We start from the raw sequence: 21,253 nt of genomic DNA, 5'->3' as shown, positions 1-21,253 counted from the left end.
TACCCCTACCGGCGAGTACGGACCGCACCGGCATGTATAGGGCATCTCGATGTCACCCGACGGGCCCCGGGGAGGTAGGGTCGTAGGCGGTCGGGGACATCCCATACAGCTCGCCGGCACTGAGCCGGCGTACCAACGAGGAGATCGGTTCGTGACGATCCGCGTAGGCATCAACGGCTTTGGCCGCATCGGTCGTAACTACTTCCGCGCGCTGCTGGAGCAGGGTGCTGACATCGAGATCGTGGCTGTCAACGACCTGGGTGACACCGCGACCACCGCACACCTCCTGAAGTACGACACCATCCTGGGCCGTCTCAAGGCAGAGGTGTCGCACACCGCCGACACGATCACCGTGGACGGCCACACCATCAAGGTCCTCTCCGAGCGCAACCCCGCCGACATCCCGTGGGGCGAGCTGGGCGTGGACATCGTCATCGAGTCCACCGGCATCTTCACGAAGAAGGCCGACGCCGCGAAGCACCTCGCCGGCGGCGCCAAGAAGGTCCTCATCTCGGCTCCGGCCAAGGACGAGGACATCACCATCGTGATGGGCGTCAACCAGGACAAGTACGACGCGGCCAACCACCACGTCATCTCCAACGCCTCCTGCACCACCAACTGTGTGGCGCCGATGGCCAAGGTCCTCGACGAGAACTTCGGCATCGTCAAGGGTCTGATGACGACGGTCCACGCGTACACCAACGACCAGCGCATCCTGGACTTCCCGCACTCGGACCTGCGCCGCGCCCGCGCCGCCGCCGAGAACATCATCCCGACCACCACGGGTGCCGCGAAGGCCACCGCGCTGGTCCTCCCGCAGCTCAAGGGCAAGCTCGACGGCATCGCGATGCGCGTCCCGGTCCCGACCGGCTCGGCCACCGACCTGGTCGTCACGCTGCAGCGCGAGGTCACCAAGGACGAGGTCAACGCCGCGTTCAAGAAGGCCTCCGAGGACGGCGCCCTCAAGGGCTACCTGGCCTACACCGAGGACGAGATCGTCTCCTCGGACATCGTCAGCGACCCGGCCTCCTGCACCTTCGACTCCTCCCTGACCATGGTCCAGGAGGGCAACACGGTGAAGATCCTCGGCTGGTACGACAACGAGTGGGGCTACTCCAACCGCCTCGTCGACCTCACGGTCTTCGTCGGCGAGCAGCTCTGACCGACAGAGCAGGCACCTCCGTGTGAAGGCAGGGCTCGGGCGGCGCAGGGACGCGCCGCCCGGGCCCTGCCTCACGTAAGAAAAGGCCCTCCTACGATCACGAGCACCACCAGTCCTCCCCGGGAGCCCTCCTTCATGAAGACGATCGACGAACTCCTCGCCGAGCCAGTCGCCGGCAAGCGGGTCTTCGTCCGCGCCGACCTCAACGTGCCGCTGGACGGCACCACCATCACCGACGACGGCCGCATCCGCGCCGTGCTGCCCACGGTCAAGGCGCTGGCCGAGGCGGGCGCGCGCGTCGTCGTCGCCTCCCACCTGGGCCGCCCCAAGGGCGCCCCGGATCCCGCCTTCTCCCTGGCCCCGGCCGCCGCCCGCCTCGGTGAACTCCTCGGCGCCGACGTGGCGTTCGCGACGGACACGGTCGGCGACTCAGCCACCGCCACCGTCGCCGCCCTGGGCGACGGACAGGTCGCCGTCCTCGAGAACCTCCGCTTCAACGCCGGTGAGACCAGCAAGGACGACGCCGAGCGCGGCGCCTTCGCCGACCGGCTGGCCGCCCTCGCGGACGTCTACGTCGGCGACGGGTTCGGCGCGGTCCACCGCAAGCACGCCTCGGTCTTCGACCTCCCGGCCCGGCTGCCGCACTACGCCGGGTACCTCATCGCCACCGAGGTCGGCGTCCTGAAGAAGCTCACGGACGATGTCCAGCGGCCCTACGTGGTCGCGCTCGGCGGCGCCAAGGTCTCCGACAAGCTCGCGGTCATCGACCAGCTGCTCGGCAAGGCCGACCGCATCCTCATCGGCGGCGGCATGGCGTACACCTTCCTCAAGGCCAAGGGGTACGAGGTCGGCGGCTCCCTCCTCCAGGAGGACCAGCTCGGCGCGGTCACCGAGTACCTGGAGCGCGCGGAGCGGACCGGCGTCGAGATCGTCCTGCCCGTGGACGCCGTCGTCGCCCCCGCCTTCCCGGACCTGAAGGCCAAGGCTCCGGCCGACGCCACCGCGGTCGCCGCGGACGCCATGCCGGCCGGGCAGATGGGCCTGGACATCGGTCCGGAGTCCGCCACGCTGTACGCCTCGAAGATCGCCGACGCCGCCACCGTCTTCTGGAACGGCCCCATGGGCGTCTTCGAACACCCCGATTTCGCCGAGGGCACCAAGGCGGTCGCCCAGGCACTCCTCGATTCCAAGGCCTTCACGGTCGTCGGCGGCGGCGACTCCGCCGCGGCCGTGCGCATCCTGGGCTTCGACGAGAACGCATTCGGCCACATCTCGACCGGTGGCGGCGCCTCCCTCGAATACCTCGAGGGCAAGACGCTCCCCGGCCTCGCCGCACTGGAGGACTGACCCTCAATGAGCACGCGTACGCCCCTGATGGCGGGCAACTGGAAGATGAACCTCAACCACCTCGAGGCCATCGCGCACGTCCAGAAGCTCGCCTTCGCCCTCGCCGACAAGGACTACGAGGCCTGTGAGGTCGCGGTCCTGCCGCCCTTCACCGACCTGCGCTCGGTCCAGACCCTGGTCGACGGCGACAAGCTCAAGATCAAGTACGGCGCCCAGGACGTCTCGGCCCACGACTCCGGCGCCTACACCGGCGAGATCTCCGGGCCGATGCTGGCCAAGCTCAAGTGCACGTTCGTGGCGATCGGCCACTCCGAGCGCCGCCAGTACCACGACGAGACCGACGAGATCGTCAACGCCAAGGTCAAGGCCGCCTACAAGCACGGTCTGACCCCGATCCTGTGCGTCGGCGAGGAGCTGGAGGTCCGCGAGGCGGGCAACCACGTCTCCCACACGCTCGCCCAGGTCGAGGGCGGTCTGAAGGACGTCCCCGCCGAGCACGCGGAGACCGTCGTGGTCGCCTACGAGCCCGTCTGGGCCATCGGCACCGGCAAGGTCTGCGGCGCCGAGGACGCCCAGGAGGTGTGCGCGGCCATCCGAGCCAAGCTCGCCGAGCTGTACGGTCAGGAGCTGGCCGACAAGGTCCGCATCCAGTACGGCGGCTCGGTCAAGGCCGGCAACGTCGCCGAGATCATGGCCCAGGCCGACATCGACGGCGCTCTCGTCGGCGGTGCCTCGCTGGACGCCGACGAGTTCGTCAAGATCGTGCGCTTCCGCGACCAGTGAGTAGGCCCTGACGGCGTAACGTCGTACTCTTGCGGGGACCGGCCACGCGGCCGGTCCCCGCAGTCCATCAGAATCCGAGGAAGTTGGTCCAGCCGTGGTTATGGGGTTCTCGATCGCCCTGATCGTCTTCAGCCTGCTGATGATGCTGCTGGTGCTGATGCACAAGGGCAAGGGCGGCGGCCTCTCCGACATGTTCGGTGGCGGTATGCAGTCCTCCGTCGGCGGCTCCTCGGTCGCCGAGCGCAACCTCGACCGGATCACCGTCGTGGTCGGTCTGCTGTGGTTCGCGTGCATCGTCGTCCTCGGCATCCTGATGAAGGTCAACAACTGACCCCACAGGCCGGAGCCGGCGGGACAACGCGTCACGGACGCACCAATCCGCACGTAAAGCCCCATGACGGGTACGCGACTTCGAACGCGGCCTATCATGGGGCTTGCGTCTGTGTGCGGGATGTAACTCCCATCACTGGACGCGCGTTGGGCCTTACGTAGACTGTGGCGCTCGCAGCGAAGCGAAACGCCGACTCGCTTCGTCGCACCATCACGCAGGGAGTTACGACCGTGGCAAGTGGCAACGCGATCCGAGGAAGCCGGGTCGGGGCGGGGCCGATGGGCGAAGCCGAGCGCGGCGAGTCCGCACCCCGGCTGCGCATCTCCTTCTGGTGCTCCAACGAACACGAGACCCAGCCGAGCTTCGCCAGCGACGCACAGGTCCCCGACACCTGGGACTGCCCGCGTTGCGGCTTCCCGGCCGGACAGGACCGGGACAACCCCCCGGCCCCACCCCGCACCGAGCCCTACAAGACGCACCTCGCCTATGTGCGGGAGCGCCGCAGCGACGCGGACGGCGAGGCGATCCTCGCCGAGGCGCTCGCCAAACTGCGGGGCGAGATCTAGACGTCGACACCGGCCGGGCACCCTGGGTGCCCGGCCGGAGATGTTCCGGGGGTTCTCCCGCCGGGCCGCCCGGGCGTGTCGGGTCGGCCTTCCCCGTTCTGTCCGGTGCCGTGCTGACACGGGCGCCCGGGACGGACGTATCTGCTGTTGTCCCGGACGACCACGGGACGACGGCTCGTGTCCGGCTGTGATCAATTAGGTTGGGACCGGCAGCGGGGCAAGGTACGCAGGACCAGGTAGGAAAGAAGGCTGAAGTCCGAGATGAACGCAGAAAGCCGTACCAGGCTCGACCAGACGCCCGCATGGACCGCGCTGGCCGAGCACCGGGAGCAGCAGGGTGAGGTCCAGCTGCGCGAGCTGTTCGCGGCGGACCCCGGGCGCGGCGCCGGGTACACGCTGGAGGTCGGCGATCTGCACGTCGACTACTCCAAGCATCTGGTCACCGACGAGACGCTGCGGCTGCTGCGCGAGCTGGCCGCCGCGACCGACGTGTTCGGGCTGCGGGACGCCATGTTCCGCGGCGAGAAGATCAACACCACCGAGGACCGCGCCGTCCTGCACACCGCGTTGCGCGCCCCGCGCGACGCGGTGATCGAGGTGGACGGCGAGAACGTGGTGCCGGCCGTGCACGCCGTGCTCGACCGGATGAGCGGTTTCGCCGAGCGCATCCGGTCCGGGGAGTGGACCGGCCACACCGGGCGGCGCATCAAGAACATCGTCAACATCGGCATCGGCGGCTCCGACCTGGGCCCGGCGATGGCGTACGAGGTGCTGCGCTCCTACACCGACCGCGACCTCACGGTCCGCTTCGTGTCGAACGTGGACGGCGCCGACCTGCACGAGGCGGTGCGCGACCTGGACGCGGCGGAGACCCTGTTCGTCATCGCCTCCAAGACGTTCACCACGATCGAGACGATCACCAACGCGACCTCCGCGCGCGAGTGGCTGCTCGCCGAACTGAAGGCCGGTTCCGACGCCGTCGCCAAGCACTTCGTCGCACTGTCGACGAACGCGGGGAAGGTGTCGGACTTCGGCATCGACACGGACAACATGTTCGAGTTCTGGGACTGGGTCGGCGGACGCTACTCCTACGACTCGGCGATCGGGCTGTCCCTGATGATCGCGATCGGCCCGGACCGCTTCCGCGAGATGCTCGACGGGTTCCACCTCGTCGACGAGCACTTCCGCACGGCACCCGCGGAGTCCAATGTGCCGCTCCTCCTGGGGCTGTTGGGCATCTGGTACGGCAACTTCCACGACGCCCAGTCGCACGCGGTGCTGCCGTACAGCCACTACCTGTCCAAGTTCACGGCCTACCTGCAGCAGTTGGACATGGAGTCCAACGGCAAGTACGTGGGCCGGGACGGCGAGCCGGTGGCGTGGCAGACCGGGCCGGTGGTGTGGGGCACGCCCGGGACGAACGGGCAGCACGCCTACTACCAGCTGATCCACCAGGGCACGAAGCTGATCCCGGCGGACTTCATCGGCTTCGCCGAGCCGGTCGCCGAGCTGAGCGACACGCTGAAGGCCCAGCACGACCTGCTCATGGCCAACTTCTTCGCCCAGACCCAGGCGCTGGCCTTCGGCAAGACGCCGGACGAGGTGCGGGCGGAGGGTGTGCCGGAGGAGCTGGTGCCGCACAAGACGTTCCGCGGCAACCACCCGACGACCACGATCCTGGCGAAGGAGCTGACCCCGTCGGTCCTCGGCCAGCTGATCGCGCTGTACGAGCACAAGGTGTTCGTCCAGGGTGCCGTCTGGAACATCGACTCCTTCGACCAGTGGGGCGTCGAGCTGGGCAAGGTCCTCGCCAAGCGCGTGGAGCCGGCCCTGACGGAGGGTGCGCAGGTGCCGGGCCTGGACGCGTCCACGCAGGCGCTGGTCGCCACCTACCGGGCGCTGCGCGGACGGTAGCCGTACCCGGGGCGGGGAAGCGGGCGGCCGCGCGACGTCCACTTCCCCGCCCCAACCTGTGGGGGCCGCCCCCGTCGGCCTCAGTGCCCCAGTCCGGCACCCCCGTCGACCGGGATCACCGCGCCCCGCACATAGCCGGCGCCGGCCAGGAAGGCCACCGCGTCGGCGACCTCCTCGGGGGTGCCGGTACGCCCGGCGGGCGTGGTGCGCAGCAGCGCCTGACGCTGGTCCTCGGTGAGGGCGCGGCTCATGTCGGTCTCGGTGAGGCCGGGGGCCACGACGTTGCAGGTGATGTCACGGGGGCCGAGTTCCTGGGTGAGGGCGCGGGCGAAGCCGGCCAGTCCCGCCTTCGCCGCCGCGTAGTTGGTCTGACCCGGGGCGCCGCGCAGGGCGGCCGTGGAGGAGACCAGGACGATACGGCCGTGGCCCGCGCGCAGCATGCCGCGCACCGCGCGCCGGGCCACCCGGAAGGCCCCGGTGAGGTTGGTGTCGACGACGGAGGTGAAGTCCTCCTCGGACATCCGCACCAGCAGACGGTCCCGGACCGCGCCCGCGTTCGCGATGAGGACGGTGACCGGGCCGTGGGCGGACTCGGCCTCCTCGAACGCCCGGTCGACCTGGACGCCGTCCGTCACATCGCACCGTACGGCGAGGAGACCGTCGGAGGCCGGGGGTTCCTCGCTCCGGTACGTCACCGCGACGCGGTCACCGGCCGCCGCGAACCGGCGGGCCACGGCGAGTCCGATGCCCCTGTTGCCACCGGTGACCAGGACCGAGCGGGGCGTGGGCTGTGTCATGGGTGTTCCCTCTTCGTGCGTGGGTGCGTGGGTGCGTGGGTGCGTGGGTGCGTGGGTGCGTGTGGGGGAGGGGGCTCGTGTCGGGTGCGGCTCCGGTGGGGGCTTCTCGCGCCGTTCTCCGCGCTCCTGACAAGCGCGGATGTCCGGCTCGCGGGGCTCACCACGTGCCTGTGTTCTCCTCGTGGCCGCACGGTTCTGCGCTCAGCTCGCCGTATCTGCGCAGGGCCCGGTCGACCAGGGCCTCGGCCGCGCCCGTGTAGCGGGCCGGATCGAGCAGCCGCGCGAGCCGGTCGGGGGAGAACCGGGCGGACAGTTCCGGGTCGGCGGTCAGCACCGCGCGCAGCGGTCGGCCGGTGGCGGCCGCCTCGGCCGAGGCGGCCGCCAGGAGCTTCTTCGCGCGGACCTTGCCGAGCACCGGGGCCAGCGCCACGTTCAGGCGTTCGCTGACGATGGCGCCGCCGGTCAGTTCGAGGTTGGCCCGCATGCGGCCGGGATGCACGATCAGCCCCTCCGCCAGCTCGACGGCGGTGTGCGCGGCCCCGCCCGTCAGCCGCAGCGCCTCCCGCAGCGGCTGCCACTCCGCGTGCCAGGCCCCGGCGGGCCGTTCGTCCTCGGCGAGCAGACACTGCGCCAGCACCAGGGCGTGCGCGGGGACCTGCCGGGCGGCCGAGACGATCAGCGTGGCCAGCGCCGGATTGCGTTTCTGCGGCATGGCCGAGGAGGCGCCGCGCCCGGCCCCGGCCGGCTCGGACAGCTCGCCGATCTCCGTACGGGACAGCGTCTGCACGTCGAGCGCGAACTTACCGAGCGCGCCGGTGACGAGCTGGAGCACGGACCCCAGGTCGGCGACCGGGGTGCGGACGGTGTGCCAGGGGAGGGTGGGCTCGGCGAGTCCCAGCGCCTCGGCGAACGGCTTGACCAGCTCCAGCCCGCCCTCACCGGGGCCGCCGTCCGGTCCGCCCTCGGTCGCGTCCGGGCCGCCGCGGTCCACCACCGCGTACTCGCGGTACGCGGCCAGTGTCCCGCCCGCTCCGCCCAGCTGGGCCGGAAGCCGCGAGGCCACCGCCCGCACCCGCACCGACGCGTCGGTGACCAGCTCCAGCCACCCCGCCGCCTTCAGCCCGAAGGTCGTCGGCACCGCGTGCTGGGCGAGGGTGCGCCCGGCGAGGACGGTGCGGCGGTGGGTGTCGGCCAGCGCGGCGAGGGCGGCCGCCACCCGGCACAGGTCCGCCGCGATCAGGTCGAGCACCCGGCGGCCGATCAGCATCGCCGCCGAATCCAGGATGTCCTGGCTGGTGGACCCCCGGTGCACGTACTCCGCGGCGGCCGGATCCTTCGCGGCGACGGCCTCGGTGAGGACGGTCACCAGGGCGACCACCGGGTTGGCGGCCGCCCGGGCCGCGTGCGCCAGGGCCACCAGGTCGAGCCGTTCCGCGCGGGCCGCCGCGACGATCACCGCCACGGCGCCGGCGGGTGTCAGCCCGACCGCGTGCTGCGCGCGGGCCAGCGCCACCTCGGCGTCCAGCATGGCCTGCAGCCACGCCTCGTCGGTCACCTCGGCGGCCACGGGTGTGCCCGCCCACGTGGGGGCGAGCAGGCCCGCGTCGGTGCCCACGGACATCGCGTTCATGCTCATCGACTCCTTGTGCCTGATGCCGGACGCGGGGAGGGACCTACCGTGCCCTCGCGGCTCTCCGGTCCCGTCCCCGGTCCCGTCTCCGGTCCCAGCCCCAGCGCCGCCCGTGCGATCGCGTCCGAGTCCTCCAGCGTCACCGAGCCGACGCCGGGTCTCACGCCGACCGCCGTCACCCAGCGCACCCCCTCCACCGGCACCCCGAAGGCGAACCGGCGCGGATGCGCCCGGCCGGCCGCGTCCACCAGCCGGGGCGGGCCGTCGGTGACCGCCAGCCCGCCGGGCTCGTACCCCGGCTCGCCCGGCAGCCGGTACGGGCCGCACGCGCCGGACGCGAGCAGCCCCCGGAGCAGCGGGTCGGTGCTCCGCCGCAGGTCCACGGCGGGCAGCCGGGCCTCGATCAGGCCGCGCACCCGTACCGGAGCCTCGTCCACCGACTCCGCGTCCACGAGGAAACCGCCCTCGCCGGCGCCCCCCGCCCCGGGCGCCCACGCCCGCACCCGCATGCCCGGGCCGAGCACCCGCACGACGTCCGCCTCGATCAGCGCGATCAGCTGCTCCACGCGGAAGGCGGGCGGGCCGATCGAGGTGAAGGCGTTCAACGGGGTGTACCAGCCGTCGAGTTCGGCACGGTACGAAGCGCCGGACACACCCCCGTGGTCGACGACGAGCCGGATCTCGTTGCGTAGATCCCGCAGGGCGTCCAGCGCCGCCTTCAGCGGTCCGCTCACATTGCCCAGCCGGGCCTCGGCGACGTCCCGGCGCAGATACGCCAGCAGCCACTGCCGGAAGTCGGCGCGGCCGGCGAACCGCCGCCCGCCGTAGGGCCGTTCGATCCGTGTCCAGTCCCAGCGCTCCCCGGACGGGACCGCGTGACGGTCCAGCAGGGCTGCCTCGTCCCGTCCACTCGCGCCCGCGAGGCACGACCGTACGAACTCCCCGGCCGCCTCCGGTCCCCGGGCGGCGCGGATCCACGCCTCGTGGTAGACGGTCCGTACCTCGCGGTCGACGAGCGGCCACAGGTCCTGCCGGAAGCCGAGCGGCCGCCCGTCGGCCACCCGGCGCCGGAGACCCGCGATGACGTCCGGGGTCAGGAAGCGCGGCTCGTGGCGGCCGAGCGCGCCCTTCTCGTTCTCGCCCCGGGCGTGGTACGGGACGCCGCGCCGCGAACCGGCGTACAGCACGGGCTCGTTGCCGCTCGGCAGGTACACGAGGCCGGACTCGCCCTCCTTGAAGGTGCCGCCCCGGCCCTCGGTGAGCAGGGCCAGGCAGTCGAAGAAGTTCAGGCCCAGCCCCCGCAGGGCGACCGGGGTGCCCGGTGCGATGCGACTCAGGTCGGCGTCGGCCGGGTTGGCGGGGGCCACGTAGGCGAGACGGTGGCGTTCGGCGAAGGAGCACAGGGCGCGTTCCTCCGGCGACGGCGTCAGGGCGCCGTGGCCGAGGGCCAGCACCACCGCGTCCAGCCCCGCCAGCCGGTCGCCGTTGGCCAGCGTCACCCGCTGCGGCGGGGCCGGGACCCCGGCGCCGTACCGGCCCGCGGTGTCCTCGCCGCGCCCGGGCCCGGTGTCGTCGGTCAGCGCGACCGCCGTCGTCCGGTGGGTGCGGACCGTCACCCGGCCGGGGGCCGTGCGCGTCAGGTGCCGGAACACCCATTCCAGGTAGTGGCCGTGGAACGCGCGGGTCGGATAGGTGTCGGGGCCCAGCCGCCGGGCCTCCTCCACGGCCCGCGCCGGAAGCGCCCGCCGCAGGTCCTGTCCGGCGGTCCCGTCGCGCACCGCGCACGCCCACGCGTACAGGCTCGGCCCCGGCACCGGCGGTCCGGCGCAGTCCACGCTGTCGTCGGTGAACAGGGTCACCTGGGAGGCGACCGTGTTCATCAGCAACTCGCCCGGCTGATCCGTGCGCCACACCGCCCCCGCACCCGGCGGATACGGGTCGACGAGGTGGACCTCGACCGGCCGTCCGGCCGCGTCCGCGTTGGCGCAGATCCGCTCCAGTACGGACAGGCCACGCGGACCGGCGCCGATCACACAGATCGCGAGCGCGTCCTCGGCTCGGATCATTCCCGGCCCCGCCCGTCACGTCGGCCCTGTCGGCCCGGCTTCCAGCCCAGGACCGTGCGGGCCCCTCCGGTGGCCCCGGCGACGCGTACACGCACCGCTCAGGCCTCCGCGCCGGGTGTGGCGGTGCCGCAGACCCGCATGATCAGACGGCACGCCGGGTCGCCGTCCCGCAGACAGCTCTCGGCCCGGTTCTCCGTGAGCCGCGCGCCCAGGCCCTCGGACCATCCGGCGTGGACGGCCGTGCACGGGCACCGGTAGCCCTCCAGCGAACCGGCCATCCGGACCATGGTGATGGCGAAGTTCCGCTTCAGGGTGAGCACGATCAGGTCGTCGTCCTCGACCTCGGTGGCCGCGTTGCGCAGCTCCGGCGGGAACATCCGGTCGCCGCAGTCGTCGTAGCGGCGGCGCAGCTCCTCCAGGTCCTTGCGGGCGTCGCCGGTGTCCGGGAGCGGTCCGTGCAGCCGGGCGACACGCTGCCCGACGTGCAGGGCGACCTTCTGCATCGCCTCAGCGTTGATCTCGTTCGCGACCTCCTGGCCGTACCGCGCGGCCACGCCCTGGTACCAGTTCGCGTCGTGCTGCCACCACAGCCGGTACGCCTCACCGGCGCGGGCGCGGTGGTTGACGCCGTCGGCGCCGTCGTGCGTGCTCATGCCTGCTGCTCCTCGGCGGTGTTCGCGGCGGCCGGGCGGGCGGCGAACCGGTCGCGCATCACTCGTTTGAGAACCTTTCCGGTGGCGCCCTTGGCCACGTCCTCCGGGCGCATGCGCAGCGCCCGGGTGACCGGCGGGAAACCGGCGGCCGCCAGCACGGCGTTGACCCGCCCGGTCCACACCTCGTCGCCGTCCTCGCCCTCCTCCTCGGTCAGCTGGAGCAGCGCGTACGCCTCGGCCTCGCCGTCGCCGTCCCAGTCCGCGCGGACCCCGTCGGGGGCGACCCCGACCACCGTGCAGTCGGCGAGCCCGGGAAGTTCGGCGAGCAGCAGTTCCTCGGTGCGGGTGCTGAAGACGATCCCGGCGCGGGTGCGGACGGCGTCCGGGACCCGGTCGAGGTGGTAGAAGTTGCCCTCCTCGTCCCGGTGCGCGAGGTCGCCGGTGAGCCAGTAGCCGCCCAGCCGCATCCGATTCCAGGTCAGGGAGTCGTTCCAGTAACCGGGCGTCAGCGTGGGCGACTTGAGACCGAGGCGGCCGACCTGTCCGGCCGGCAGCGGGGTGCCGTCCTCCGCCAGCACCGCGGCCTCGGCGAAGCTGATCGGCTTGCCGACGCGGCGCGCGTAGGCCGAGGTGTCCTTGGTGTGCCGGTTGTGGAAGACGGAGTAGCCGGCCTCCGACGAACCGAGACCGTCCACGAAGACCGAACCGTCGACCCGGACCCGGCTCAGATCGCGCCGGATCTCGGTATGGCTCCCGTGCCGGACGAGCGCCCGGATGTGCGCCTCGTGCGCCGCGTCCCCGGTGTTGAACCACACCTGCACGCTCGACAGGTCCCGCGCGGCGAGATCCTCCGCCGCCATCTCGCCGAAGGTCCCGGCGAAGGCCAGGACCGTCGTCGGCCGGTACTCCTCGACGGCGTCCAGCACGTCCCGCCCGCGCTGGCTGGAGAGCAGCTTGATGTCCGTGCGCAGCAGCAGGCAGTACAGCAGCGTCGCCACCATCGCGTTGTGCGCGCCGGGAAGTCCCACCAGGGTGCGCTCCATGTCGGCGCCGGTGGAGAACCGCAGCCGGTGCACCTGGGCGTACATCAGCGTCCGGTGGGTGTGCGGCACGCCCTTGGGCATGCCGGTGGTGCCGGACGAGTGGGAGATCAGCACCGGGTCGGTCGCATCGTGCCGGTACGGGTACGACGCCGGGAGCGACGCCCGGTGCTGCGGCCGGATGTCGGCGGCGGTCACCCGGAAGCCGAGGCCCGCCCCGTCCGCCGGGCCGTCGGCCGGCACCTCGCGGTGGGCCTCGTCGGTGAACGCGCCCACCGCGCCCTGGCGGCGGACGTACTCCCGGGCGGTCTCGGGGGCCAGGTTGCCGTTGACGAACGACGGGACGGCGCCGAGAGAGGTCAGTGCCAGGAAGTTCACCGCGAACTCGGCGGCACAGAAGGAGTGGACGGCCACCGGGTCACGGGGGCGCACGCCCCGGGACGCGTACCAGCCCGCGTACGTCTCCACCGCCTCGTACAGCTGCCCGAGCGTCAGCACCTCGGGGTGACTGCCGTCCGGTGCCCGCCAGGTGCCGTCGGTCCGCAGCACCGGTTCGTCGAGCGGGCGTTCGTACGCGCGCAGTCGCCCGAGGATGTTGCCCGCGCCGAGTTCGGTGTCGGAGCAGATCCGCGCCCGCTCCTGCCTACTGATGAGCATGGGTCTCCGTCTCGTTTCTTTCCGTCTCGTCCCGGTCCGGGAGCGGTTCGGCGTCGAGGAGGAACGCGGGCGCCCGGCGTTCGGTGGCCAGGACGTGGGTTCCGCCGTCCCGCAGCAGCCGTCGGTGGGCGGCGGCCAGGTCGAACAGGCCACGGACGCTGCCTGGGTGCGTGGGCGTCCCCGGCCGCTCGCCGCCGTGGGCCCGCGTCGCGCGGACGGTCACGGGCGCGTCCGCGCCGGGGCGACCGAGGAGGACGGCCGCCGCCAGGGCGGCCGCCTCCGGGAGGTCCCCGGCCGGGCGGCCGGTGCCGGCGGCCAGCTCCCGGCGCACGGCGGCCGTACGCGCACCCCCGCCCAGTTCCACGGCGGCCACCAGGACCCGGTCCAGCTCCGGGTCCTCCAGGAGGAGGTCCGCCATGGCCAGCAGTTCGGTCACCGGGTCGTCGAGAGTGGAGAGGCTGAACATCTGGCCGGTGATCCCGAACTCCCGGCTGAGGTGCCCCAGCACGGAGTTGGGGGTGGCCTGCATGAACAGCAGCGGGTTGTGGACCCGCCCGGACACCACCCGCCGGCTCGCCAGATCGGCCGTGGTGGTGTCCCCCTGGAGGCTCGCCAGCACGACGGCGGTGCGGGAGCTGTCCCCCGGCCGCTCGGTCAGACACCGTGCGGTGACCTCGTACGCCAGGGGGCTGAACGCCGACTCCACGAACCCCGGCAGCCGCGGCAGCGGGATGTCACCGGGGCGCCCGGTGCCGTGGGTGGCGGTGGCGGTGGTGAGGAGGCCGAGGGGGGAGCGCAAGGGCCCCTTCCCGGCCGGCGCGGGCTCCTCCGTGTCGGTCGGCGCGGCTTCGCCGTGGTCCGTCGTCGTCACGGTCGCTCCAGGACGAGTGCGGTGTTGGCGCCGCCGAAGGCGGCGTTGATGGTGAGGGCCCGGCGCAGGTCGGCCCGGCGGGGCCGGTTCGGCACGTAGTCGAGGTCGCACTCCGGGTCCGGCCGCGTGAGGTTCGCGGTCGGCGGCAGGACGCCGTCCATGAGGGCCAGCACCGTGATCACGAACTCCACGACACCGGCCGCCTCCAGGAGATGGCCGGTGGTGCTCTTGGTGGAGCTGACCGGGATCGATGCGGCCCGGTCCCCGAGGGCGGCGCGCAGCCCCCGGGTCTCGGCGCCGTCGTTGTACTTGGTGCCGGTGCCGTGCGCGTTGACATAACCGAGGGCCGCCCCGTCGGGGTCGCCGGCCAGCCGCAGTGCCTGCCGGGCGGCGCGGGCGAGGCCGACGCCCTCCGGATGCGGCTGGGCGATGTGGTGGGCGTCGGTGGCGGCGCCCCAGCCGGTCACGCCCGCCAGCGGCCGGGCCCCGCGCCGCCGCGCGTGCTCGGCGGACTCCAGTACGACCGCCGCGACCCCGTCGCCGAGCAGCAGCCCGGTGCGGTCCGCGCTGAACGGCCGCACCAGGCCGTCGCGGGACAGCGCCCGCCCCGAGTCGAACTTCCCGAACGTCTCCTCCTCCACGAGGTAGCCGCCGGCGCACACTGCCACGTCGGCCCGGCCGGACGAGATCAGCCGGCAGGCGTGGATGATCGCGGCGGCGGAGGCCACACAGGCGTTGGTGAACGTGAGCCGGGGTCCCGTCAGCCCGAGGCTGCGGGCCAGCGATTCGGCGAGGTGCGCCGGGACGGCGTCGGCGAGGTGCGCGACCGTGTCGCTGTCGCTGTCGGTCGGGGCTTCGCCCGCGCCGCCGTTCCGGTCTGCCGCGCCCGCGCCGCCGTCGAGGTCGGCCCGGTCCGCGTCGGCGCTCACGCCGGTGCCCGGCCTCGCGGAGGCTTCCCGCCAGTAGCGCGTGATGCTCGTGCAGTCGCCCGCGACGCCGAGCAGGACCGCCGCCTCGGTGCCCGGGGGCAGGCCCGCCATGTCGAGCGCCTCCCGTCCGCAGCGGGCGAGAGCGGGGCGCAGGGACCGGAACCCGGCCGCGTCAGGGCCGTCGGGGGCGGCGCCGGCCATCGGCGTGCGGTACGGGCCGGTGTCGAAGCGGGTGGTGGGCGCGAAGGAGGGAACACCGGCGAAGACACCGCGGCGCAGGGCGTCCGCGCCCGCGCCGAAGGCCGTGCGGACCCCGAACCCGGTCACCGTCACGTCACCGGTCAACGCGGTCACCCCCCTGCGCCGCGTCCGCCGCGGACGCGCTCAGGAACTCCGTGAGCCGCCGCAGCGAGGTCAGGTTCGCGATGTCCTCGTCACCGGGCTCCACGACCAGGCCGTACCGCTCCTCCACCACATGCAGCAGCCACACCAACCCCATGGAGTCCAGGACCAGTTCGGAGTCGTCGCCGAGGTCGTCCGGGACGCCGGGGAAGATCTTGCGGTCGGACAGCAGCTCCCGGACGGTGTCGAGCGTGATGACCGAGGGCACGGACGCCTCCGGGGCGGACGGCGCGGAGACCTCCGCGCTCATGCCTTCGCCCCGCGCCCGACGACCTCGGAGACGAGCCCGCCGAGGGTCAGGGAGGCCAGCGGCTCGATGTCGGTGTCCGGGATCTCCACGCCGAACCGCGACTCCAGCCGCAGCGTCAGCTCGATCAGGCTCAGGGAGTCCAGCTCCAGCCCGCCGACGGTCACCGGGCTCTCGTCCGTGATGCCGTCGCGGCTCAGCAGGATGTTCATCTCGTCGATGACCGTGGTCAGGACGAACTCGCGGATCTCGTTGTCCAGGGTGGACGTGCTCATGATCGCCATCTCCAGGGGGAATGTCGTGAGAAGGTTCATGCGAAAAGTCGTGCGGGGAGTGGTGCGGGGCGCCCTCCCGCCGGGTCGCTACGCGCCGCCCGCCGCCGCCTGGAGCGTGGCCGCCCGGCGGACCAGCTTCCCGTTCGACGTGCGGGGCAGGGTGTCCAGCAGCCGGATCACGCGGGGCAGCTTGTGGTCGGCCAGCCGCTCCCGGCACCAGCGCAGCAGCTCCTCCGCCGACGGGCTCACGGCTCCGGCGGCGACCGCCACGTACGCCTCGGTCACGTCCTCGTGGACCAGCACGGCCTGTTCGACGGCCGGGTGCGCGCGCAGGACGTGCTCGACCTCCGTGAGGTCGACCTTGAGGCCGCCGACGACGACGAGCGAGTCGGCGCGCCCGCCCACGGTGACCGTGCCGTCGGCGCCCACGGTGGCCCGGTCGCGGGTGTGCAGCCAGCCGTCCTCGTACTGGGTGCCGCCGGAGTCGAAGAGGTACGGCGACGCGTCGAGCGCGACGTCCAGTTCGCCCTTGTGCTCCCGGACCAGCACCCCCGGCGCGGGCCGCCCGACCGTGGGCCGGAGCGTGCCGCCGACGTCGATGGTGACGATGCCGGTCTCGGTGGTGCCGTAGGCCTCGCCGACCCGCACGCCGTACCGTTCGGCGAACCGCGCGGCGACCTCGGGCGGCATCAGCTCCCCACCGGAGACGGCGGCCCGCAGTTCGGGCAGCTCGGGTGGATCGAGGGCGGCGGCGAGCAGCTCGTAGTGCATCGGCACCCCGAACAGGTGGGTGACCCGGTGGTCGGCGGAGGCCCGCAGGATCTCGCGGGCGGAGACCCGGGGTGCGAAGACGACGCGGACCCCGGCGGCGAGGGCGTGCAGCAGCCCGCCGATCAGGCCGAAGCTGTGCGCCGTGGAGCTGAGCAGCAGCAGCCGGTCGCCCTCAACCGGCATCCCGGGCACCGCCGCGAACGACTCGATCTCGGCGGCGATCGACCCGGCGGTCCTGCCGATCACCTTCGGCCGCCCGGTGGAGCCCGAGCTGAACTGGACCAGCCGGTGCGCGCCCGCGGCGGGCAGGCCGCCCCTGCGGCACTCGGTGGCGACCTCGTACTCGGGCCGGAAACCGAACGCCGCCCGGACGTTGGACCCGGCCCGGACCATGAACTGCGGCCGGCAGCCGCCGCAGAGCGCGTCCACCTCGGCGGGCTTCAGCCGGAAGTCGAACAGCATCACCTGCGCGCCCAGCCGCCACAGCGCGAGCAGCACCTCGACCTGGGTGAAGCTGGGCGGCGTCCGCAGCCCCACCGTGCTGCCGGGACCGATGCCGTAGCCGGCGAACACGGCGGCCTGCCGGGCCACGCGCTCCCGTAACCCGCCCCGCCCGACGGTCTCCCGCTGGTGCGTCAGATACGGCAGGCCGTCGTCCCGCGCGTCGAACAGCCGCTGGACCAGGACGCGCATTCCGTCCTCGCCGGCCGCGGCCGCCACGAGTTCGCCCATGGGACCTCAGACCTCCTTGCAGAACTCGCCGATGGGCAGGCCGACATGGCGCTTGTCCTGCGCCAGGTAGCCGAGCAGTTCGTCCCCGGTCCGCAGTTCGGTGACATTGAGGACCTTGCCGCCCGGCCCGAGGACCCGGACGTGCCAGTCGTCCTGCACGGTCAGGCTCACCAGCCGCCCGTCCTCCGCGTGCGTGCGGATCTCCAGCAGCGGCCGGGACTCCAGCTTGGCCCTCCCGACCACCACCCGCCGGGTGCGGCCGTCGGCGCCGACCGCGAGCAGGGCGCTGCCGGAGCCGACCTCGCTGAGATAGTTGGTGCGGTTGTCGGGGCCCAGCGTGTACGAGTGCAGGGCACCGGCGTTGACCCGGAACGGCCGGGTCGGCATGTACGGCAGCGGGTGCGTCTCGCTGCAGCAGAGCACGAAACCGGACGAGTACGAGCCGACGAGGATGCCCTCGTCCTCCTCGAAGTGCGAGCAGGTGTCCACACAGACCCGGTCGCCGAGCCCGACGTGCCGGATGCTCTCCACCGTCAGGGTGGACAGCTCCAGCTGCGGGGTCGTCGCCTCCAGCAGCCGGGCCAGCGCGAACACGTCGTCCGCGCTCCGGGGCGTGAACAGGATGCCGTCGGAACCGCGTTCGAGGACGTCGAAGACGATGGCCGCCTCCTCCAGGTCCCCGACGACGGTCACCAGCTTGCCCTCGGCCGACTCGGCCGCCGCGAGCACGATCTCCAGCGGGATCTTCGTCGGGTCGGCGAAATGGATCACCGTGTACGGCAGCGCCATGGCGCCCACGCACGACAGCTGGAGCGTGCGGTCGTCCCGTACGTCGACGAACCCGGCGACGGGCGTACCGGACACCGTTGTGCCGGTGGTGACCCGGTTCTCGGCGGCGAGGGCGTCCAACTCGTCCTGGGTGGTGAACTTCCGCAGCAGCAGGTCGCATCCGGCGCCGGGCGAGGTGCCGCTCGCGGGCCCGGCGCCGGCGCCGGCCTTCGTGTCCTTCTCGCCCCCGCCGCTCCTGTCGCCCCCGTCGCTCCTGTCGTTCTTGACGTGCTTGTCGGCGGGCTTCTTCGCGGGTGCCTCGGTCCGGGACGCGGAGGCCAGCACCCGGGTGACCGTCGGCGGCAGGGTTCCCAGCAGCTCGGCGTCCGCGGAGACCACTCCGGCCATCCGGGCGTGGACGGCCGCGTCCACCACCGCCTGGAGCTGCGGACGGGGGACTTCACGGAGATCGATCCACGCGAACCTCATGCGACACCTGCCACGATCGTCGAGTAACGGGAAGAGGGAGAGGAGGACGTATCAGTCATGCTCATGCCATTGGGGAGCCCGTCGCCGGCGGTGCCGTGCACCACCGCGGCGAGCCGGGAGACCAGGGAGGCGGGGGAGGGGGAGGAGAAGACACGGCGGCCGACGGCGAGCCCCCGGCAGCCCGCCGCCATCACGGCGGTGCCGTACTCGATCAGGTCGGATCCGTCCGGCGGGCCACCGGCCGCGAGGACGGGGATGGGGCTGTGGGCCACCACCTCGGCCATCCGGTCCAGCGGCAGGGCGACGGTCGTCTTCACCATGTCGGCGCCCAGATCGGCGGCGACGTTCACGACGTGCGCGAGGAGGGCGGGGTCGTGCGGGTTCTCGATCCGGGGGCCGCGCGGATAGACCATCGCGATCAGCGGCATGCCCCAGGTGTCGCACGAGCGGGCCACCGCGCCGAGGTCGGCGAGCTGACGCCCCTCGGTGTCCGAGCCGATGTTCACATGGACGCTGACCGCGTCCGCGCCGAGTGTCACCGCCTCCTCGACATCGCCGACCAGCACCTTGGCGTCCACGTCGGCGGAACACGCCGTGCTGGCGCTCAGATGCACCACCAGCGCGCAGTTCCCGAGAAGCTCGGGGGCGAGGGTGCGGGCTCGCCCCTTGTGGACGATGACCCCGTCGGCCCCGCCGGCCACCAGTTCCCGCAGCAGGGCTTCCCACTGTCCCGGAGGGGCGACCGGGCCGTCCGAAACGCTGTGGTCGAGAGGTATGAGCAAATGTCGGTCGTCACCGGCCAGGGAAAGTCTTCTCCAACGTAATGGCTTGCCAGTTTTCAGCATGGGTAATGCGCCTTCCCAGCTCCGAGGCTGCATTTAGGAAAGTCGAACCATGGCAACCCGACGCGGCCTTCATGTCCGAAAAGCGATGGTCGTAGAACTTTCAAGTTCTGCCAGGGCGTCAGCATTTCGTGCGTGATCGCGAGTTGGCAAGGCATGGCCGCGGGCAAATTTTTATGCGAGCGGGCACATGACTATCTGATAGCGACTTGACAGGACCTCGCGGGTTGACGGCGGCGGAGGATGGTGTTCGTGGTGTATCGGGGCGATCTGTCCGCACACATAGGGAGATCACATGGGATCTCATGGGATCTCATGTGACGCTATAAATATGTCGTTGTCGCGTGTCATCGGTGAGCCCGGTCCGCCGTCGAAACAATTCGATGAGGTCTCCGGGCGGTCCTTCGGTGAGACTTCCTTGGGGGAGTAGAATTTCCTGGCCTGGGGTGACAGGCGGTGTCCGGTTCGTGTTTCATGCGTGGCCGTCCCCCTCTGGGCCCGGACCCATTCGTGTCCGGGCGCACCGGAAGTGAGCCCCCATGCCCGAATCCCCTTCCGAGACCGTCGACGAGGCCGCCGACCCGGGGCAGGCCGCGTTACCGTCGTCGGTGTCCTCGCCGTCGCCGTCATCGTCGCCGGCCGAGCCGAGCAAGGCGCCGAAGGTCGCCGCCGCGAGTCTCATCGGCACGACCATCGAGTACTACGACTTCGCCGTCTACGGCACGGCCTCCGCGCTGGTCCTCGGCCCCGCCTTCTTCCCCTCCGGGAACGCGACCGTCTCCACCCTCGCCGCGTTCCTCACCTTCGCCGCGGCCTTCCTCTCCCGCCCCCTCGGCGTCGTGCTGTTCGGCACGATCGGCGACCGGCTGGGCCGCCGCAGGGCCCTCGTCACCTCCCTGCTGCTCATGGGCGTCGCGACGGTCGGCATCGGCCTGCTCCCGACCTACGAGAGCGCCGGACTCCTCGCCCCCGTCCTGCTGGTGACCCTCCGTCTGCTGCAGGGCGTCAGCATGGGCGGTGAGTGGGGTGGCGCGGTCCTGCTGGCCGCCGAGCACGCCCCGCCCGGCCGCCGCGCCCTGTACGCCGCCGTCCCGAACCTCGGCCCCTCGCTCGGCTTCCTGCTCTCCAGCGCCGTCATCCTCCCGACCCTGAACCTCGTGGGCCGCGACGGCTTCGCCGACTGGGCCTGGCGGGTGCCGTTCCTGCTCAGCGCGGTGCTCGTGGTGGTCGGACTGTGGGTGCGGTCGACGGTGTCGGAGTCGCCGGTGTTCGAGGGCCCGTCCCCGGCGGCGGCCTCGCCGGTGGCCCCGGTGCCACCGGTCTCGCGCTTCCCGCTCGGCACGCTCGTCGCGCGGTACCCCGGGCGGCTGCTGCTCGGCACAGGCGCGGCGGTCGGCGGGTCCGCCGTCTACTACCTGACCATCGTCTACAGCCTGTCCTACGGGCCGAAATCGCTCGGCATCCCGCAGAGCACCATGCTCACCGCCGCGAGCATCGGGGCGGCGGCCGGTATCGCGATCACCCTGCCCGTCGCCCGGCTCGCCGACCGGGTCGGGCGCCGTCCGCTGATGCTGGCGGGCGCGGTCGGGAGTGTGGTGTGGGCCGTGCCGATGTACGGGTCGCTCGGTACGGGCAACGCGTTCGTGATCACCGGGGCGTACACCGTGGGCCTCGGGCTGCTCGCCCTGATGTTCTCGCCGGCGGCGGCGTTCCTCGCGGAGCTGTTCCCGGCGAGACTGCGGTACACCGGGGCGTCGGCGGCGTTCATCCTGGCCAACACGCTGGGCGGCGGCTTCGCTCCGCTCGTCGCCACCTGGCTGAACAGCCAGTGGTCGTCGCCGCTGGTGCTCGGGTTCTACTCGGGTGGGCTGTGCCTGGTGAGCCTGCTGTGCCTGTGGGCGCTGCCGGAGACCCGCGAGGACGACTTCACGTCCTGACGGCGCACCGGTGCGCCGTCAGGCGCGGGTCCGGTCGGCTGGTC

At 72.3% G+C, this 21,253-nt stretch carries 19 protein-coding genes; 7 read left to right on the top strand and 12 right to left on the bottom strand.

Annotated elements, in window-relative coordinates; all coding sequences use genetic code 11:
• The first annotated feature begins 151 nt into the window (after window positions 1–151).
• The 6 genes from gap (at window position 152) to pgi (ending at window position 6,103) form a co-directional block, all read left to right on the top strand.
• Window positions 152–1,162 carry a type I glyceraldehyde-3-phosphate dehydrogenase gene (gene gap / locus ACFU5F_RS09345; protein ID WP_059079307.1) on the top strand — a complete coding sequence of 337 codons (1,011 nt, stop codon included), beginning with the start codon at window positions 152–154 and terminating at the stop codon, window positions 1,160–1,162.
• A gap of 135 nt (window positions 1,163–1,297) precedes the next feature.
• Window positions 1,298–2,509, top strand: coding sequence for a phosphoglycerate kinase (locus ACFU5F_RS09340; RefSeq protein ID WP_383884257.1), 1,212 nt, complete (start codon window positions 1,298–1,300; stop codon window positions 2,507–2,509).
• A gap of 6 nt (window positions 2,510–2,515) precedes the next feature.
• Window positions 2,516–3,292 (top strand): triose-phosphate isomerase, encoded by a 777-nt coding sequence (tpiA, locus tag ACFU5F_RS09335; RefSeq protein WP_383884255.1) that lies wholly within the window; start codon window positions 2,516–2,518, stop codon window positions 3,290–3,292.
• 100 nt (window positions 3,293–3,392) lie between these two features.
• The gene (gene secG / locus ACFU5F_RS09330; RefSeq protein ID WP_029181151.1) at window positions 3,393–3,623 is read left to right on the top strand and encodes a preprotein translocase subunit SecG; all 231 of its coding nucleotides are present in this window, start codon (window positions 3,393–3,395) and stop codon (window positions 3,621–3,623) included.
• Between the two features lie 230 nt (window positions 3,624–3,853).
• Window positions 3,854–4,189 (top strand): RNA polymerase-binding protein RbpA, encoded by a 336-nt coding sequence (locus ACFU5F_RS09325; protein WP_383884252.1) that lies wholly within the window; start codon window positions 3,854–3,856, stop codon window positions 4,187–4,189.
• Between the two features lie 261 nt (window positions 4,190–4,450).
• Window positions 4,451–6,103, top strand: a complete 1,653-nt coding sequence (gene pgi / locus ACFU5F_RS09320) for a glucose-6-phosphate isomerase (protein ID WP_383884249.1) — start codon at window positions 4,451–4,453, stop codon at window positions 6,101–6,103.
• Between the two features lie 80 nt (window positions 6,104–6,183).
• On the opposite strand, the gene fabG is transcribed toward pgi, so the two are convergent.
• The 12 genes from fabG to ACFU5F_RS09260 form a co-directional block, all read right to left on the bottom strand.
• Window positions 6,184–6,900: a 3-oxoacyl-ACP reductase FabG gene (gene fabG, locus ACFU5F_RS09315; protein WP_383884246.1), complete on the bottom strand. Its 717-nt coding sequence runs from the start codon at window positions 6,898–6,900 to the stop codon at window positions 6,184–6,186.
• 157 nt (window positions 6,901–7,057) lie between these two features.
• A complete protein-coding gene (locus ACFU5F_RS09310; RefSeq protein WP_383884243.1) occupies window positions 7,058–8,530 on the bottom strand; it encodes an adenylosuccinate lyase family protein in 1,473 nt (490 codons plus the stop codon).
• A gap of 2 nt (window positions 8,531–8,532) precedes the next feature.
• Window positions 8,533–10,596, bottom strand: coding sequence for an FAD/NAD(P)-binding protein (locus ACFU5F_RS09305; protein WP_383884240.1), 2,064 nt, complete (start codon window positions 10,594–10,596; stop codon window positions 8,533–8,535).
• 98 nt (window positions 10,597–10,694) lie between these two features.
• Complete coding sequence (locus ACFU5F_RS09300; protein WP_383884238.1) at window positions 10,695–11,249, bottom strand: hypothetical protein; 555 nt, start codon at window positions 11,247–11,249, stop codon at window positions 10,695–10,697.
• Window positions 11,246–12,946 carry a class I adenylate-forming enzyme family protein gene (locus ACFU5F_RS09295; protein ID WP_383884235.1) on the bottom strand — a complete coding sequence of 567 codons (1,701 nt, stop codon included), beginning with the start codon at window positions 12,944–12,946 and terminating at the stop codon, window positions 11,246–11,248. The genes ACFU5F_RS09300 and ACFU5F_RS09295 overlap by 4 nt, the downstream gene beginning before the upstream one ends.
• Entirely contained in the window at window positions 12,933–13,817 is an 885-nt protein-coding gene (locus tag ACFU5F_RS09290) for a hypothetical protein (RefSeq protein WP_383884232.1), read from the bottom strand. Before ACFU5F_RS09290 ends, ACFU5F_RS09295 begins: the two co-directional genes overlap by 14 nt.
• On the bottom strand, window positions 13,814–15,091 hold the full coding sequence (locus ACFU5F_RS09285; RefSeq protein ID WP_383884230.1) for a beta-ketoacyl-[acyl-carrier-protein] synthase family protein: 1,278 nt from the start codon (window positions 15,089–15,091) through the stop codon (window positions 13,814–13,816). The genes ACFU5F_RS09290 and ACFU5F_RS09285 overlap by 4 nt, the downstream gene beginning before the upstream one ends.
• Window positions 15,081–15,398 carry an acyl carrier protein gene (locus ACFU5F_RS09280; protein WP_383884228.1) on the bottom strand — a complete coding sequence of 106 codons (318 nt, stop codon included), beginning with the start codon at window positions 15,396–15,398 and terminating at the stop codon, window positions 15,081–15,083. Before ACFU5F_RS09280 ends, ACFU5F_RS09285 begins: the two co-directional genes overlap by 11 nt.
• Entirely contained in the window at window positions 15,395–15,709 is a 315-nt protein-coding gene (locus tag ACFU5F_RS09275; RefSeq protein ID WP_383884226.1) for an acyl carrier protein, read from the bottom strand. Before ACFU5F_RS09275 ends, ACFU5F_RS09280 begins: the two co-directional genes overlap by 4 nt.
• A 48-nt stretch (window positions 15,710–15,757) precedes the next feature.
• Window positions 15,758–17,173, bottom strand: coding sequence for a class I adenylate-forming enzyme family protein (locus ACFU5F_RS09270; RefSeq protein WP_383884223.1), 1,416 nt, complete (start codon window positions 17,171–17,173; stop codon window positions 15,758–15,760).
• A 6-nt stretch (window positions 17,174–17,179) separates the two neighbouring features.
• Window positions 17,180–18,430 carry a 3-dehydroquinate synthase II family protein gene (locus tag ACFU5F_RS09265; RefSeq protein ID WP_383884221.1) on the bottom strand — a complete coding sequence of 417 codons (1,251 nt, stop codon included), beginning with the start codon at window positions 18,428–18,430 and terminating at the stop codon, window positions 17,180–17,182.
• Window positions 18,427–19,275: a class I fructose-bisphosphate aldolase family protein gene (locus ACFU5F_RS09260; protein ID WP_383884218.1), complete on the bottom strand. Its 849-nt coding sequence runs from the start codon at window positions 19,273–19,275 to the stop codon at window positions 18,427–18,429. The genes ACFU5F_RS09265 and ACFU5F_RS09260 overlap by 4 nt, the downstream gene beginning before the upstream one ends.
• Before the next feature lie 536 nt (window positions 19,276–19,811).
• Between ACFU5F_RS09260 and ACFU5F_RS09255 the strand changes: the two genes are divergently transcribed.
• A complete protein-coding gene (locus tag ACFU5F_RS09255; protein WP_383884215.1) occupies window positions 19,812–21,209 on the top strand; it encodes an MFS transporter in 1,398 nt (465 codons plus the stop codon).
• Window positions 21,210–21,253 lie beyond the last annotated feature (44 nt).

It is taken from the genome of Streptomyces sp. NPDC057438 (assembly GCF_042802995.1).
GTDB lineage: Bacteria > Actinomycetota > Actinomycetes > Streptomycetales > Streptomycetaceae > Streptomyces.
The sequence above is the reverse complement of the archived record's forward strand: the minus strand, read 5'-3'. Positions and strand labels throughout refer to the sequence as shown.